The sequence below is a fragment of the Proteus sp. LHD240705 genome (genome assembly GCF_047921555.1).
In the GTDB taxonomy this organism is placed as follows: domain Bacteria; phylum Pseudomonadota; class Gammaproteobacteria; order Enterobacterales; family Enterobacteriaceae; genus Proteus.
This window is the reverse complement of sequence record NZ_JBLRMI010000008.1, coordinates 81,306-95,910: the sequence shown is the minus strand read 5'-3', so window position 1 is coordinate 95,910 and position 14,605 is coordinate 81,306. Positions and strand designations below refer to the sequence as shown.

The window sequence follows — 14,605 nt, the reverse complement described above, 5'->3', positions numbered from 1 at the left end:
CATGAAGATCGGTATAATTGATGTCACAATCACCATGTCTTATGGCGGGATCCAAACAGCGGTTTGGGAACTGGCTAAGCAATTGCATGATGCGGGGCATGAAGTTCATCTTTATGGTGGTAATGGCGATATTCGACACAATCTGGCTGGACGCCAAATACAGGTACACACTTATCCTTATACACCGCGAGATAAAGTTATCGATCTTGGTGGTCGTTTTCGTCGTATTGTTGAGCGCTACACTTTTGCACGACACGCTAAAAAAGATGTTATCAATCAAAAATTCGATTGGGTTATTTTAACGAAACCTTTTGATTTTTTTTGGCCTTCTATGATGCCTAAATCATCCTCAACGCGTTTTTGCTATATGAGTGGAGGAACCAGCTTTTTTAAAGGTGATCGCAGATTAGGTAAAAAGATTTCAGCATGGGTAGCATGTAGCCATTTTAATGCTTGGCAAATCCAACATCATTTTAAGCAATTCCCTAGTGTGATTTATAATGGTGTGGATATTGAAAAATTTAAACCTATGACTACCTCGTTACGTGAGCAATTAGGAATAGGTGAGTCTACTTTTTTACTCTCATTTGCTGGACGATTAGTTGGTTGGAAAGGCTTGAGTGTCGCAATAGATGCCATTGAAAAGCTAAAAGGTGAAGATGTTAAGCTCTTGATTATCGGTACGGGTGATGATCTAGAACGATTGAAGAGTAAATCGGTAGCGAAAGGCGTTGCTGAACAAGTTATTTTTCATCAGCCCGTTGAGCATAACCAATTACCTGAATTTTATGCAGCCAGTGATGCTGGTATTTTCCCAAGTACTGGGGATGAAGCATTTGGTATTACGATTGCAGAGGCAATGGCGTGCGCCAAACCGGTTATTGCGAGCCATATCGGGGGTATTCCTGAAGTGGTGGGTAATGAGGGCACTGCAGGGTTATTGGTCGCACCAGGCAATGCAGATGAAATTGTGATGGCAGTTAATCATCTTCGCCAATTACCCGACAGAGGTAAAACAATGGGCGAGAATGCACGTTCACGTATAGAAACACGTTATACTTGGCAACATTCTGCACAACGTTTATTACAGACATTGGCGTCATAATAATGAAGATTGCCTATCTTGATCCTTACCCAGTTCCTGACTTACGAGTTGCTTCATTGCAAATTTTGCAAAATGTTGATGCTTTTGCCAGAGCGGGGGCACATGTCACTTTAGTTACACCAAAAGGACAATATCGAGATAGCGATATATTAGGTCGTTCAATCCATGCTAATGCAAGTTTAGTTTCCTTAAGAGATATTCGTCGTAAATGGTATTTTCCATTTAATTCACAAAAACTTTTCTCATTACAGATAGCGCGTTGGGTTAAGCAAAATAATGTTGATGCGTTGTTTACCCGTAATTTAAAACTGGCTTGTTATCTTTGTGAAAGCTATCCAGAAATTCCTCTTTTTTTTGAAAGCCATGAAATATTTGCGCAATCTTTTGCCGAGTCTCATTCATTTGAGAAAAAAAAGAATCGTGCTAAATATCATAAGTTATTAAAAATGGAAAAATTGGTTTACAGCCAAGCGACAGGTATTTTTGTTCTTACTTCATTACTCAGAGATGATATTGTTTCGCAATATCAAGTTACTACACCAATAACGGTTGTCCCTGATGGTGTTGATTTACATGCCGCGACGGATTATCAGATTACTCCTTCTTTATTAGATAAAACTATAACTGAAGTGCTGTATTTAGGTAGCCTGCATAAATGGAAGGGTATTCCTACCATGATGCGAGCAATGAAATATCTTGATAACGCACGGTTGAATATCGCAGGGGGAACGCCAGAGCAGATCGGAGGATTAACCTTATTAGCGCAAGAAATGGATGTAAAAGATAAGGTCAATTTTTTGGGGTTTATTGATCCGAAAAAACGCTTTGAAGCGATTGCTCAGCACGATATCTGTGTACTCCCACTGACGTTAACCAGTATTGGAAGCCGTTATACTTCACCACTTAAGTTATTTGAGTATATGGCGATGGAAAAACCTGTGGTGATTTCAGATTTTCCTTCAATCCGTGATGTTGTAGATGAAAAATCGGTAAGTTTTGCAGATAGTGGCGATGCACAAAGTTTTGCAAAACAGATAATACAGTTAAGAGATAATCCACAACGAGCAAGTGAAAAAACCGCCCATGCCCGCTCATTAGTTGAAAACTATTACAACTGGGATAAACGGGCTGAGGTTATTCTAAAGACAATAGAGACGTTAATTCAGTGATCTATTGCTGTTTATCTAACAGTGTTGCTGATTGATTATTGAGTAAAGCGTGTCGCAACGCCAACATTAATCCCACCAAAATACCCACCTGATTGATATAGGCATTTTCAAATAATCCACGCAGTACATAAACACCTAAAAATGACATCAATAACACTAAAGCAGCTTGGCGAATAATACCTTGGTTTTTTCTTATTAGCTGAATACCTTGGGCAATAATGGAAGAGCAAAAATAGAGAATACCAATCAACCCTAAAATACCACCTGCAAACCAGAAAGCTAAAAAGACATTGTGAGGTCCAATGGATTTTTTGAATTTCCATTCTGGATGCTCTTTAACGCGTTCATTATAGACGTTATGGTAAAGTTGATTGCCATAACCATAGCCTTTTATCGGGTGTTCTAAAATAAGATCTAAAGCTGAACCTTGGGTACCGTTACTAAATCTTAGTCCACTGTCTGATTGATTTAATTTATATTGTAGAGTTTTAGTCGCTCTATCTCCAAAAGGAGTATTTACTATAGATATAAATAATAACAGAGATACTGCAGAACCTATAATTAATAATAACCATTGGCGATTTATTTGCACTATAAATATTATAATTATTGCTAGTGCAATCCATGCGCCTCTTGCCAAAGTCCCCAATATAGTAAATATAAATAAAAAACTAATTATACAGAGAAGAATTAAGTTAATTACTTTATTTTTTTTTGCTAAAAACCAAGCGCATAAAATACATGGAAAGAAGAAAAGTAAACTATAAGAAAAATCTCTATGAGATGGTAGGCTACGCCAAGTAAATGGCCAAATATCCTTTTTTTTATATTCAAAGTAATATAGTAGTAAATCTTTTACCATAATCACTAATAGCCCAATTGCAAAAGCTATCATCACCATTTTAGCAATATCGGTAGGTTTTTCTTTATACAATATAATCGGAAAGGTAATAGAAAATAGCAGTAAGCCATTTAAAATAGGCTTATTTACTTCTTTAATACTAATACTGGGCTCGACAGAAATTAGGATGGAATAACCAATAGTCAGTAATAAAAACAGCAGTGAGAATGACAGGTTATTTTTAAATATTTTGCAGATAGTCTTAAAATCACGTACCAGATACCACAGTGCTGTTGCACCAATCAACCCCATCACAATATTTTTATAGCGAGTGATATCTGGTAAGTAGATCAATATAATGTAAAGCCCAATAATGGATAAATTCCACAGGGATTTTTTACTATAGTCTTTAAACACCATCATAATAATCTGCCATCATCCTTTATACTTTTGATAGAGTGGCGATCATACAATAAAAATGTGTTTATCGCTGTATCTCTTATCTGATAATCATGGAGCAACCTGTGCCTGAATTACCGGAAGTCGAAACTAGTCGCCGAGGTATTGAGCCTCATCTTGTGGGCAATGTGTTGCACTATGCCATTGTACGTAATAGCAAATTACGTTGGCCTGTTTCAGAAAAAATAAAAACGTTACTAGATGAACCTATTTTAAGTGTAAAGCGACGTGCTAAATATTTGCTAATCGAACTTAATACTGGGTGGATCATTATTCATTTAGGAATGTCAGGGAGTGTTCGTATTCTATTAGAGGAACAACCTGAAGAGAAACATGATCATATCGATTTGATTTTTCGTGATGGTAAAGTGCTCCGCTATACCGATCCACGACGCTTTGGTGCTTGGCTATGGTGTGAAGACTTAGCCACAAGCGCTGTATTAGCGCATTTAGGGCCAGAGCCACTTTCAGATGAATTTAATGCCGAATATCTCTATCAACAATCCAAAAATAAAAAAACGGCTATAAAACCGTGGTTAATGGATAATAAATTAGTGGTTGGTGTAGGCAATATTTATGCTAATGAGGCACTATTTTCATCAGGTATTATGCCAGATAGAAAAGCCAATAGTTTAACGCAAGAAGAATGTGCGGTTCTTGTCACGGCGATTAAGCGCGTATTAACCCGTTCTATTGAACAAGGTGGCACAACGCTAAAAGATTTTCTGCAGTCAGACGGTAAGCCGGGTTATTTTGCGCAAGAGTTATTTGTTTATGGGCGTAAAGACAAGCCTTGTTTAATTTGTGGTCAACCGATAGAAAGTATTAAACAAGGGCAACGTAGCACATTTTTCTGCCGACATTGCCAACATAGTGAAAATGAGAGCTAAATTTTACCGAGTTTTTTTAGCATGGCGGTGGTGACAACTTCAGGTAAAAACGTAGAGACATCACCGTCATGGCGCGCCACATCTTTAATTAACGATGAAGAGACAAATGAAAGATTTTGAGAGGGCAGTAAAAATACACTATCAAGATCAGGCGCAAAGTGACGGTTCATATTCGCAAGCTGCCATTCATATTCAAAATCAGAAACAGAGCGGACACCGCGAATTAAAATGGTGGCTTGTTGTTGCTTAGCAAAGTTAGCCATCAGTTCACTAAATCCCACCACTTCAACATTAGGTAAATGGCTTGTCACTTCTCTGGCTAAATTAACCCGCTCTTCTAAGGTGAACATAGGATTTTTACGGGCGCTATCAGCAATCGCTAATAAAACCGTATCAAACATACCTGCCGCACGCGTTAAAATATCAATATGACCATAAGTGATAGGATCAAAAGTTCCGGGATAGATAGCTTTATTTTTCATGATTTACAGTCTTCTGGCTGAGTTCCCATAAAGAGGCGTATTTATTAAAGGTATACTGTGCGTTAACAAATGCCAGTATTAATCCCTGTTTCCCATCTAAAAAACCCATTCTTAACAGCCATGTCTTAAAAAAAGCACCAGCAGTATGGCTTAAGATAGAACTATAACTTGTTGTTCTACCTTGTTGATGGCGTTCTTTTGCCCATTCGGAGGCATATTTTAGCTGTTTTTGCTGAAATTCCATTAAATCACGGCAGGTAAGATGCAGTAGATCACCCTGCAAGGTTTTTACTGTTGCATCTTTTGTTTCTAATGATTCATGCACTAAATTATCGTTATATTGATAATGCTCACGGGCATATAAACGTGTCACTTTATCGGGATACCAACCGCTGTGTTTCATAAATCGCCCCATAAATAAGTTACGGCGAGCACAGTTATAAACGACATTTTCTTCAGGTTGTTGCAATACTGCGAGGATACTGCTTTTGAGTTCAGGAGTGACGCGTTCATCACTATCAATCATAAAAATATAATCACCAGAGGCATATTGCTGCGCTAATTGGCGTTGTTTACCAAACCCAGGCCATTCACTGTTGATAAAGACTTTAGCCCCTTTCTCTGTCGCAATACGGCAGGTGTCATCTTGGCTACCAGAATCTAATACAATGATTTCATCAGCCCATTGTACTGAGTCTAAGCATTCACCAATGATATCAGCTGCATTTTTGCTGATCATCACCACAGAAAGGCGCTTACTTTGGCTCATTAGTGACTCCGTGGAGGAAGATAAGGTGAAAGTAAGGTAAGTAAACGCAGTAATGCCCCTTGATTTTCATGAAGCACTTCAACTGCATGACGACCATAATAACGGCGATAATCTTCATCATTAAGCAATGAAGCAATAGCAGTCGCCATCGATTCACTGTCTGTAACCGTAATTAATCCTTCAGCTTGGTCAAGCTTGGCACAGATATTTTTAAAATTAAAAGTATAAGGTCCCATGATAACAGGGATAGCGTGAGCGGCGGCTTCTAAAGGATTATGACCACCACGCTCAACCAAACTCCCTCCAACAAAGGCTAAATCTGCAATACCATAGAGCAACATAAGCTCGCCCATTGTATCGCCAATAACCACTTGCGTTTGTGCATCTGGCACAGCATCGGTACTTCGTAAGGTATATTTTAACCCTGCTTCGCGCGTTAATTGTTCGGCTTTAGGAAAACGCTCTGGGTGGCGAGGTACTAAAATTAACAAAAGCTGAGGAAATTGTGCCAGTAGCTTTTTATGTGTCTCTAAAATAATGGTTTCTTCACCCTCATGGGTACTTGTTGCTATCCAAACCGGGCGGTGAGCAGCCCATTGACGGCGCAAAGCAACCGCTCTTGCAGCTAACTCTGGGGTGACAGAAATATCAAATTTTAGGCTACCTGTAACATGTAAATGTGAACGTTTTAAACCAAGCTCGATAAATCGTTCACCATCTTCCTGATTTTGAGCGGCAATCAAAGTGATTTTTTGGAGCATCGTTTTGACAAAGCTGCCCAATTTTTGGTAACCCGCAGCAGAGCGCTCTGATAAACGTGCATTAGCAATAATCAACGGGATTTTTCGTTGATGAAGTTTTGAAATTAGGTTAGGCCATAACTCCGTTTCCATAATGATCACCAATTTGGGGTCAACCGTTTTAAGAAAACGATTAACTGAACCGGGTAAATCATAAGGAAGATAGACATGGTAAACATCATCACCAAATGCAGAACGCACACGTTCTGAGCCAGTTGGCGTCATAGTAGTGACGGTAATGGGTAAATCAGGATAGTGATGACGAAGGGCACGAACAAGCGGCACTGCGGCGAGTGTTTCACCGACAGAAACGGAATGCAATAATATACCCTGAGGGACGACTTTGCCTTTGCAAAAGCCATAGCGCTCTCCCCACCGTTTACGGTAGGCGGGTGCTTTACGGCTACGTAATAAAAGACGCAACCAAATCAGAGGTTGAATAAGGTAAAGAAGTACCTGATATAAACGCAACAACATGCTATCAAATTCACTTATCTGGACGAACGCTTATAGTATCACACTGTGTGAGAGAAAGTGTGTAAAACAAGTAAGCGCGGATTAAGGAATTAAAGCGATATACTGCTTTAAAATATGGTTTAGTTCAAATTTTGCATAGGATGATGGCAATATTTGAGGCTGTGAATAATACGCAAGGCGAAGTTTTTCTGCGAGAGAGTCACTATCCATTGTAGAGAGGTAATCAGAAAGCTCGTCTGTCATAATTTCGCTGACCCCACCAGGGCATCGAGTACTGACGATAGGCACACCACATATTAATGCTTCAATTAATACCGTAGGAAGCCCTTCACTATCAGAGCTTAATGCAACCACTTTAGCGCCTTTGATTGCAGGGAGAGGGTTTGGGATAAAACCCGCAAGTGTGACTTTCTCCACTAAGTTAAGTTGTTTAATTTGAGCTTCTAATTGCTGTTTAACGGTGGGAGTACCTTCACCTAATATAATGAGTTGGCAAGGTAAATCGGCTTTAGCAAAAGCCTCAATTAATCTGTCTTGTCTTTTTACTTCATGTAATCGACCCACATGCAAGATATAATCTTGTTCGGCAAATGGATTAGAAAGGGTAGCTTTTTGCTGTATTTCTTCAATATTAAATGGGTTATAAATAGTTTTTAGTTGTTCAGCATGAATACCAATGGCATTGATTAGATCATCTTTTACCGCATTAGAAACACAAACGAGATTTTTATCTCGATAAACTCGTTGGATTTTTATTTTTTTCAACCAATATGAAAATCCTGATTTATTACCAAGATAAGATTGAGAGTAAATGCCGTGAATACAGTACCAAACATTGCAGCTTTTTAGTTGTTTAGAGCGACAAACAATACGGTCTGTTTTATGTAAATTAGAAAGAACAAGCGCAGGGCGCCCTTTTTTAGCAAAAAGTTGAGTGAGTACATTATCAAGCGATTTTGCTCTACGCGATATTTCAGTTAATTTTCTAAAAATTCCACGATAGTTATCATGATCAACAATATAATCAATAAAATCAGGTAGTTCATACGCTAATTTATTATGTAAGGATAATAATGTGACTTGGTATCCTGCTTGATGAAAACCATTAGCTAGCCTGAGCGTGACATTTTCAGCGCCACCACCCGGTAATCCATCAATAATAAAAAGTATATGTTGTTGACTCACAAGGCTAATATCCGTTTATAAAGTGAAATAAGCTCGCCTGATAATCGTTGTGGTGTATAAGGGAGAATGGTCTCTCTCGCCACTTGTGACATCTCAGTCCACGCTGTTTCTTTTGGGATCTGTGTAATCGCATCAGTTAATGCTGAAATATCTAATGCATCACAAACAAATCCATTTTTACCATGTTGAATAAACTCTGCACCACCACAAGTCGTTGAGGTGATCACCGGTAAACCACACGATAATGCCTCAAGAATAACATTAGGAAAAGGGTCATAAAGAGTAGGAAGTAGTAATGCATCCGCGATTTGATAAAAATCGAGTGTTTTTTTCTGCATACCTAAAAAGAAAATGCGTTGCTCACAACCTAATTGTGTTGCGAGTTGTTCATATTTACGCTGATTTTTATCACTTCCAACTACTAACAATATAGCTGATGTCTTTGCTATTGCTGAGATAGCAGCTGCTAAGCCTTTACGTTCGAAGCCTGATCCCACATAAATAAAGCAAGGTACATCGTGTGGAATATTATATTGTGTTTTTAAGGTCTCTTTTTGAGAACTTGTTGCAGGTACGAAAGCATTATGGTCAATTGCATTATAAATGACAGTTATTTTATCGGCAGAAACACCAAAATCCTCAATAATTTCATTTTTAACCATCTGTGAATTACAGATAACTTGTTTTAATGCGGGATCGGCATACATCTGTTTTTCTGCATTCATTACATAGCGGTGGTATCTATCATAAAATAGCCAACGCCCTTTCCAATTAGGCAATATTCTTTGGCGTTGTAATAGCCATCGGCGATGTACACCATCACCAGCACGAAAAATATCACAACCTGCGATACGTTCATGGCTTTGAACAATATCAAAATGATTTTCCTGCCAACATGCTCTAGCTGCCTTAGCGAAACCCAATTCTCGGCTAATCCTGCCCAATTTTCGTGGATTGCATAAGTGAATATGCCAATCTGAATTAGTATCACCTTGCCATTCTCGCGTGATCACATTGAGTTCAAGGTCATCGTTGGATAATGCATCTAATGCGCGCGCAATAAAGCGTTCTGCTCCCCCATCTGGGCGATATTTTTGTCTGACAATGGCGAGTCGTAACGGGTGATTCATTAAGATAAATGCCTTATAGCTGTGTTGTAAACCACATCAACCGGAATAGCGGAAAGATAACGTTGTTGGGTGTCTGTCTTTATATGGTCTGGGTGTGGAATATCGTCATAATTGCCTGCCCATATTGTTTCACCTACTGCTTGCCAAGGGTGCCAATGTTCAAGTTTAGAAGGACCAAAAAGAGCAACTAAAGGCGTTTTTAATGCAGCAGCCATATGCATTGCGACAGAATCAACACCAATAAAAAGTCCTGCATTATCAATTAATACAGCAAGTTGAGATAAAGATGTTTGCCCAGCTAAAACCGTTATCACATCTTTGTTTGGGCAGCGTGCCAAAATAGTTTGTATCATCTCTAATTCTTTTGCTTCTGGGCCCGAAGTTAACACTACGGAATAATGATTTTGCTGAAGCTTTGTAATTAAAGTCGCCATTTTATCTTCATCCCAGCATTTGAAAAACCAGCGAGAGGTTGGTTGTATAACGATATAGTTTTTAGGGAGATGATATTTTTCAATAGTCTCAGTTAACCACTGTTTATCTGCTTCGCTATAAGCCATCATAACATCTGAAATAATAGGAATATTAAGTGGAGCAAGGATACTCAGATTTTGTTCAACAGTGTGTAGCTGTCCATGATCTGCCGTAGAGACAATAATATTGTGGCATTTTTGCCAAAACTGACTGTTTTTGCGCTTTTCAAATTCAAAACCTAAGCGCACTTGTGCTTTAGTGACTAAAGCAAAAATGGCAGCTTTCCACTGATCAGCTAAATTAACAACTAAATCATATTGTTGTTTTTGTAATATTCGACCAAGCTCCCACTCTTTTTTTAATCGAGTGAATTTACCTTGATGTTTCCAATTACGATCAAGATAAAAAATATTATTGATGAATGGGTTGTGCTCAAGCATAGGTAATGTTTCTTTGTATAATAAAACATCAATCGTTGCATTAGGATAAGCTGATTTTAATGAGCATATAACGGGCGTCGTTAATAACATATCTCCATGATGTTGGAGTTTAATAACCAGTATTCTATTAAATGATTGATTTATATTAGTCATAATTACTTTAGCTTTAGTGAGATACTCTAATTGTAAACAAAACAGCCAAAAGCATCCATAAAACCTAATTTATATTGATTGAATTGATGTTTTACACTGCATGCCATAGTATTAAATATAAATTTATTAGCCTATTATCCATTAATTGGCAGGGTATGCATGAAAAAACCAGCATTTATTATCACATTAGATACCGAAGGCGATAATCTTTGGGAAAACGAACGTGATATCACCACAAAAAATACGCATTTTTTACCCCGTTTTCAGCAACTTTGCGAGCATTTTCATTTTAAACCCGTTTGGCTAACAAATTACGAAATGGTAATGGATGATGCCTATATTGAGTTTGCTCGTGATGTTATTGCACGTAATACGGGTGAAATTGGTATGCACTTACATGCATGGAATAGCCCACCACTTGTACCTTTAACCAATGATGATTTACATCATCAGCCTTACTTAGTTGAATATCCTAAAGATCAAATGCGAGAAAAAATCGCGTTAATGACTGACTTACTTGAAAATAAACTACAAACCAAAATGTTAAGTCATCGAGCGGGTCGTTGGGCATTTAATGAAATTTATGCACAGCTTTTAGTTGAATTTGGTTATCAAGTTGATTGCTCTGTAACACCTAAAGTGGATTGGCGTTTTACCAAAGGTGATCCCGCACAATCGGGTGGAACAAATTACACTGATTTTCCAAGTCATGCTTATTTTATGGATCTAGAGGATATCACTAAAGCAGGAAATTCAACGTTGCTAGAAGTGCCGATGAGTATTCAATATAAGCACTCACCTTTAATGAATAAATTTAAGCAAGGTTACGATAAATTAAGAGGTAAACAGCGGGCACCTTCTGTAAATTGGCTACGCCCTAAAGGCGGAAATGTACACCAGATGATTGAAGTAGCAGAAAAATCTTTAGCACAAGGTCATGATCATATTGAGTTTATGTTGCACTCGTCTGAATTTATGCCAGGTGGTAGCCCCACATTCCGTACAGAAAAAGATATCGAAGGGCTATATAACGATTTAGAAACGCTATTTAGTTTCTTAAAAGATAAAGTGCAGGGCATGACGCTGGCTGAGTATTATCAAAGTAAAGTACAGGCAAAATAAAATGAAGTTGAAAAAACTGAAATGGGTACATAACTTCTTAAATATCTATAACCCACTTTTTGGCAAGATGAAAAAAACGGATACATTTTCATCAGATATTCAATTTAACAGCATTCTTATTTTTTCAACGACTGCGCTTGGGGATTTTATGTTTAATACCCCAGCGATAAGAGCCATTCGTGCGCATTATCCAGATGCTCATATCACATTAGTTTCGAGTGAGAAAAATAGGTTATTAGTTGAAAGCTATGACCAAATAGACAGTGTGATTTATTGGGATAATAAAATAAAAAACTTACTTCCTATTGCCTTACAGGCAAAAAAATATAAGCCTGAATTAGCTGTAATTTTACATTCTCACCTCCCTTATGATGTGCTATTCGCAGTAATGGCAGGTTGCCAATATATTTTACGTAATACTTTTCATGTTATTCCAGAGTGGTTTCAGAAATGGATTATTGCTGAGCATCAGCCTCCTAATTGTCATGTTATCCAAAGTAAACTTAATCTTATTCGTTATTTGGGAATAGATAGAACGGATACAAGAATGGAACTTCCGTGTGAAATAGAACAATTAGATAAAGGCGAATATCATATTGTTGGATTCCAGATGGGGGCATCAACGCAAGAGCGTAGGTGGCCTATTAAATACTTTGTAGAGCTAGCTCAAAAACTTATTGATAGTGACCCATCTTTACGGATTAAGCTAATTGGTTCACCAAGAGAGTTAGAATTACCAGAAGCGTTTTTTATATTGTTGCCAGAGCAATATCATAACAATATTGAAAATCTAGTAGGTAAAACTTCATTACCTGAGTTGCTAAGTCAGATAAAAATAATGGATGTATTAGTCACTGGAGATACTGGACCTCTGCATTTAGCGATTACATTACAGTGTCCAACAGTGAGTTTATTTGCAACAGCAGATCCTAAATGGACAGGGCCTTATCAAGATCTTCATTTACATACTATTATCAATAAGAAGCTTAGCTTAAATGAAGGAATACAGGCATCAATGGATCTTATAACGGTTGATGAAGTCTTTAATGCAGTCAATAAAACCCTAAAAGGCTAGTGATCTTTAGGGTTTATAAGACTAAATATCAAGAAGGTCGAATATTTGCTGTGGCTTTATCTCACCAATATCTCCACCTTCTGCTTTCACAGACATTTGTGCCTTACCGTAACCGCCGATTAAACCAGGATCGGTAGGGCCAAATAGAGTGATATTCGGTTTATCTAATGCCGCGGTTAAGTGGCTTAACCCCGTATCCACAGAAACTACACTTTTTGCACCAGCAATCACTTGAGCAACATCCGCGAGGGACATTTTTGGCAATACATCAACATAGTCAAAATCTTTAGCTAGGCGGATAGCGCGTTGATGTTCATGCTCTGCGCCCCAAGGTAACTTAATGCGCAATCCTGAATCAGCGAGTAGGGCGATTAATTCTCGCCAATGAGATTCTGGCCAGTGTTTTTCATCACGGGTTGTTGCGTGCAAGAATACCAAATAAGGGCGTTCATCAAAGGATGGAAGTGAGAGAAAATGCTGTGCAATCCCATAATCACCTTGAGATTGTGGAATGGGATAATTTAAGCTCAGCGCAAAGAGTTGGCGAATACGTTCAACCGCATGCATTTTTTTGCTGACATCATGGCGAACATTGTAGAAAAAACTAGCTAAAGGCTCGCGGGCGCATTGACGAGAATAGCCGTGTTTAGTGCCTTTGGCGTAGCGTGTCACTAAAAATGCACTTTTTAGTAAACCTTGTGCATCAATCACAGCATCATAATGATGAGCTTGAATCGCTTGACGAAATTGTGAGCGCTCAGCACGAATAGGCGCACTAAACCAATTTTTACGCCAACGGCGTATTGCTACTGGAATAACAGTATCAACAGCTTGGTGCCAGCTTGGAATTTGTGCAAAGCCTTCTTCAACAGCCCAGTCAAAACGGATATCAGGATACGCATTTATTGCATCAGTCAATGCGGGCAATGTATGTAAAACATCTCCCATAGAGGAGGTTTTAACGATTAATACCCGCTTCACGCTGATGGCTCCGTTGACAACAAGTGTTCAAGTTCCGCAAAGACTTGCTCTGGCTGAATATCAATTAAGCTTTGGTGATAGCCTTGTTCAGCATCCCCTTTACGGATTTTGTGATAACCCGTAATTAAACGGATCACACGCGCTTTATGGGATAACGGAGGTGTAAAATCAGGGCTACTTGGGCCGTAAAGTGCGACTAATGGGCGTTCTAATGCAGCTGCTACATGCATTAAACCAGAATCATTACTGACGACGGCTTTGCAAGACGCAATCAAATTAACCGCTTGTTCAAGGCTGGTTTCACCTGCCAGATTAAAACAGGCTTCACGTGCTTCTGGTGTTAGGGCTTGTTTTATCTCTTCACCCGCTTCTTTATCTTTTTGAGAGCCAAAAAGGAAAATCTGATAACCCTGCTCAGCAATTAATTTTTGTGCTAAAGCTGCATAATGATAATGAGGCCAACGTTTTGCAGGACCAAATTCAGCACCGGGGCAAAAACCAATTGCAGGGCGCTGTGTAGATAATGAAAATTGAGTCAATGTGGTAGATATATCACGCTCTGTAACCGATAACTTAGGCCAAAGCAGAGGTTGAGGTAAATCTGTCGCTTTTTGGACTTTTTGCTTGTCATAAGCTAGAGCCACATAGCGTTCAACCATCAGCGGGAAGGCATCTTTATCTAAAGGGCGTAAATCATTTAATAGGCCATAACGCATTTCTCCACGCCAGCCTGTGCGCTTAGGAATATCTGCAAAGAAAGGGACTAATGCAGATTTAAACGAGTTAGGTAATACATAAGCGTGCGTGTAACCATTTTCTCTTAATTGCTTTCCTAAACGACGACGCTCACCAATCGCTAATGCACCATGGCCTAACGGCATTGGGATGGCATTATCAACTTCTGGCATTTTTTCGAGTAATGGACGGCACCACGCTGGTGCCATCACATCAATCGTTGCCGCAGGATGTAATGCTTTCAATGTACGATAAAGACTTTGAGACATCATCATGTCCCCGACCCATGAAGGCCCTACCACAAAGATTTTCATAAAC

14 protein-coding genes are annotated in these 14,605 nt (G+C 38.7%); 5 read left to right on the top strand and 9 right to left on the bottom strand.

Annotated elements, in window-relative coordinates; genetic code table 11:
- Position 1 precedes the first annotated feature (1 nt).
- Both ACNART_RS14750 and ACNART_RS14745 read left to right on the top strand, forming a co-directional pair.
- A complete protein-coding gene (locus tag ACNART_RS14750) occupies positions 2–1,105 on the top strand; it encodes a glycosyltransferase family 4 protein (RefSeq protein WP_198620309.1) in 1,104 nt (367 codons plus the stop codon).
- Entirely contained in the window at positions 1,105–2,274 is a 1,170-nt protein-coding gene (locus tag ACNART_RS14745) for a glycosyltransferase family 4 protein (protein WP_198626439.1), read from the top strand. The genes ACNART_RS14750 and ACNART_RS14745 overlap by 1 nt, the downstream gene beginning before the upstream one ends.
- A 1-nt stretch (position 2,275) precedes the next feature.
- Here ACNART_RS14745 and rfaL read toward each other — a convergent pair whose 3' ends face one another.
- The gene (rfaL, locus tag ACNART_RS14740; protein WP_368927765.1) at positions 2,276–3,538 is read right to left on the bottom strand and encodes an O-antigen ligase RfaL; all 1,263 of its coding nucleotides are present in this window, start codon (positions 3,536–3,538) and stop codon (positions 2,276–2,278) included.
- Positions 3,539–3,639: 101 nt separating this feature from the next.
- On the opposite strand from rfaL, the gene mutM reads away from it, so the two are divergent.
- Positions 3,640–4,464 carry a bifunctional DNA-formamidopyrimidine glycosylase/DNA-(apurinic or apyrimidinic site) lyase gene (mutM, locus tag ACNART_RS14735; protein ID WP_368927764.1) on the top strand — a complete coding sequence of 275 codons (825 nt, stop codon included), beginning with the start codon at positions 3,640–3,642 and terminating at the stop codon, positions 4,462–4,464.
- Here the strand turns inward: mutM and coaD are convergent.
- From coaD to rfaQ, 6 genes are all read right to left on the bottom strand, one after another.
- Positions 4,461–4,946, bottom strand: coding sequence for a pantetheine-phosphate adenylyltransferase (gene coaD / locus ACNART_RS14730; RefSeq protein ID WP_109419621.1), 486 nt, complete (start codon positions 4,944–4,946; stop codon positions 4,461–4,463). The two genes, mutM and coaD, sit on opposite strands and share 4 nt — an antisense overlap.
- The gene (locus tag ACNART_RS14725; protein ID WP_349443262.1) at positions 4,936–5,715 is read right to left on the bottom strand and encodes a glycosyltransferase family 2 protein; all 780 of its coding nucleotides are present in this window, start codon (positions 5,713–5,715) and stop codon (positions 4,936–4,938) included. The genes coaD and ACNART_RS14725 overlap by 11 nt, the downstream gene beginning before the upstream one ends.
- Complete coding sequence (waaA, locus tag ACNART_RS14720; RefSeq protein WP_198620314.1) at positions 5,715–6,992, bottom strand: lipid IV(A) 3-deoxy-D-manno-octulosonic acid transferase; 1,278 nt, start codon at positions 6,990–6,992, stop codon at positions 5,715–5,717. Before waaA ends, ACNART_RS14725 begins: the two co-directional genes overlap by 1 nt.
- An 81-nt stretch (positions 6,993–7,073) precedes the next feature.
- Positions 7,074–8,177 (bottom strand): glycosyltransferase, encoded by a 1,104-nt coding sequence (locus ACNART_RS14715; RefSeq protein WP_196533687.1) that lies wholly within the window; start codon positions 8,175–8,177, stop codon positions 7,074–7,076.
- Complete coding sequence (locus tag ACNART_RS14710) at positions 8,174–9,307, bottom strand: glycosyltransferase family 4 protein (protein ID WP_349443264.1); 1,134 nt, start codon at positions 9,305–9,307, stop codon at positions 8,174–8,176. Before ACNART_RS14710 ends, ACNART_RS14715 begins: the two co-directional genes overlap by 4 nt.
- A complete protein-coding gene (gene rfaQ / locus ACNART_RS14705) occupies positions 9,307–10,374 on the bottom strand; it encodes a putative lipopolysaccharide heptosyltransferase III (RefSeq protein WP_198626409.1) in 1,068 nt (355 codons plus the stop codon). The genes ACNART_RS14710 and rfaQ overlap by 1 nt, the downstream gene beginning before the upstream one ends.
- Before the next feature lie 159 nt (positions 10,375–10,533).
- Between rfaQ and ACNART_RS14700 the strand changes: the two genes are divergently transcribed.
- The gene (locus ACNART_RS14700; RefSeq protein ID WP_198630110.1) at positions 10,534–11,496 is read left to right on the top strand and encodes a polysaccharide deacetylase family protein; all 963 of its coding nucleotides are present in this window, start codon (positions 10,534–10,536) and stop codon (positions 11,494–11,496) included.
- A 1-nt stretch (position 11,497) separates the two neighbouring features.
- On the top strand, positions 11,498–12,571 hold the full coding sequence (locus tag ACNART_RS14695; RefSeq protein WP_368927763.1) for a glycosyltransferase family 9 protein: 1,074 nt from the start codon (positions 11,498–11,500) through the stop codon (positions 12,569–12,571).
- Between the two features lie 21 nt (positions 12,572–12,592).
- Here the strand turns inward: ACNART_RS14695 and rfaC are convergent, their stop codons facing one another.
- Together rfaC and rfaF are read right to left on the bottom strand one after the other, a co-directional pair.
- Positions 12,593–13,552, bottom strand: coding sequence for a lipopolysaccharide heptosyltransferase RfaC (gene rfaC / locus ACNART_RS14690; RefSeq protein ID WP_198630112.1), 960 nt, complete (start codon positions 13,550–13,552; stop codon positions 12,593–12,595).
- Positions 13,549–14,601 carry an ADP-heptose--LPS heptosyltransferase RfaF gene (gene rfaF, locus ACNART_RS14685; protein WP_198626412.1) on the bottom strand — a complete coding sequence of 351 codons (1,053 nt, stop codon included), beginning with the start codon at positions 14,599–14,601 and terminating at the stop codon, positions 13,549–13,551. Before rfaF ends, rfaC begins: the two co-directional genes overlap by 4 nt.
- Between the last annotated feature and the right edge of the window lie 4 nt (positions 14,602–14,605).